Raw genomic sequence first — 1,593 nt, forward strand, 5'->3', positions numbered from 1 at the left:
CGCCTGGACGGGCGCGGCCGCGGTGAACGGCCTCTCGGCGGCGCGACTGGCCCGTGCCGGCGTCGTGCGCAACGCGGGCACGGCGGCCCTCTCGCTCGGGAGCCTGCTCGGCACCTTCGAGCCGGGGGCGCTGACCGAGGGACTCGACGTGCCCGGCGCCGCCGGGGAAGCGCCCGGGGCCGCCGGGCCGCACGGGCCCCCCGCGCCCGGGCGGGGCGGCGCGGCCGACTGGCAGATCACCCACAACTACTTCAAGCGGCACGCGTCGTGCTCGTACACGCACCCCGCCGCCGACCTCGCCATCGAGGCCCGGGCCGGACACCTGCGGGGCCTCGCGCCGGCCGAGATCGCCGCGGCCGTCGGCAGCCTGACCGTCGACACCCACCGGCTCGCCGCGCCGCTCGACCGTACGCACTGGGACAACGGGCTCGGCGCCATGTTCTCCGTCCCCTACGCGGTGGCCGCCGCGCTGCTGGACGGCGAGGTCGCCCCGGCCACCGCCGACGCGTCCGAGCGCCGGCGTCCCGAACTCTTCGCGCTGGCACGCCGGGTGACGGTACGGGAGGACCCGGCGCTCACGGCGCGGCTGCCGCACGAGCGTCCGGCCCGCCTCACCGTCCGCTTCACGGACGGCCGGGAGCCGGTGGCGCTGAGCGCCCCGCATCCGGTCGGGGACAGCGCCCACCGCCCGTTCACGGACGCGACGCTGTCGGCGTTCCTCACCCGGCTGCTGGGCGGGGCCGGCCCGGTGGAGAGGCTCCGCGGGCTGGCCGGGGACCTGCAGGAGGCCGAGGACGTGGGGCCGCTGCTGCGGGGCCTCGCCGGGTCGCGGGACGACGCGCACGGGCACGGAGACGGACGCGGGCACGGAGACGGGCACGGACGCGGCGGGGCCGCCGTCGCATCAGCAGCATCGGGAGGCACAGCATGAGGATCCTGTCCGTCACGCCGGTGCGCGTCGACGCGGACGAACTGGCGCGGCGCCGCGCGCGCTATCGCGAGATCGCCCCGCCCGGGGTGGAGTTCACGCTCGAGGCGGCCGGGGCCGCGGCGCCCGCCCAGTTCGCCACGCGGGAGGACATCGACGCGTCGACGGCGTCCGTCACCGGGGCGCTGGCGGCGCCGCCGGAGGGCGGGTTCGCGTACCGGATGCCCGACTGCGTGCTCGACCCGGGCGTGCCGCTCGTCCCCGACGGCGGGGCCGTGCCCCTCGTCGGGATGCTCCGGCTCTCCGCGGCCCATCTCGTCGCGACGGGCCGCCCGTTCGGCGCGGTGACCCGCAACCGCGCCATCGGCGACGCGCTGGCCGAGCGCGTCGAGGAGTACGGGTACGGGCCCTGGTTCGCCGGGGTCCACGTCCTGGACCTGGACTTCGACGCGATCCCGGACACCGGGCGCTGGAACACCGCCGTGCGCGCCGCCCTCGACGCCTTCGCCGCGCGTGGCGCGGGCGCCGTGGTCAACGGCTGCTCCGCGGTGACCGTCGAGGACGGGCACCCGGAGGGACTCGGCACGGGCGGGCACTCAAACGGCGCGGGCGCGGGGGGACCCGGCGCGGACGCGCCGCCGCCCGGCGCGCGGCTTCTCGACCCG

Annotated in this window: 1 protein-coding gene and 1 pseudogene; both read left to right on the plus strand. The window is 78.7% G+C overall.

Features of this window, described 5'->3' with window-relative positions:
• Positions 1-931, plus strand: a pseudogene (locus L1885_RS28175) (MmgE/PrpD family protein); the annotation flags it as partial.
• On the plus strand, positions 928-1,593 hold a 666-nt coding region (locus L1885_RS28180; RefSeq protein WP_235799975.1), incomplete at its 3' end, for an aspartate/glutamate racemase family protein. The pseudogene L1885_RS28175 and the gene L1885_RS28180, both read left to right, overlap by 4 nt.

It is taken from the genome of Streptomyces fuscigenes (assembly GCF_021556455.1).
GTDB lineage: Bacteria > Actinomycetota > Actinomycetes > Streptomycetales > Streptomycetaceae > Streptomyces > Streptomyces fuscigenes.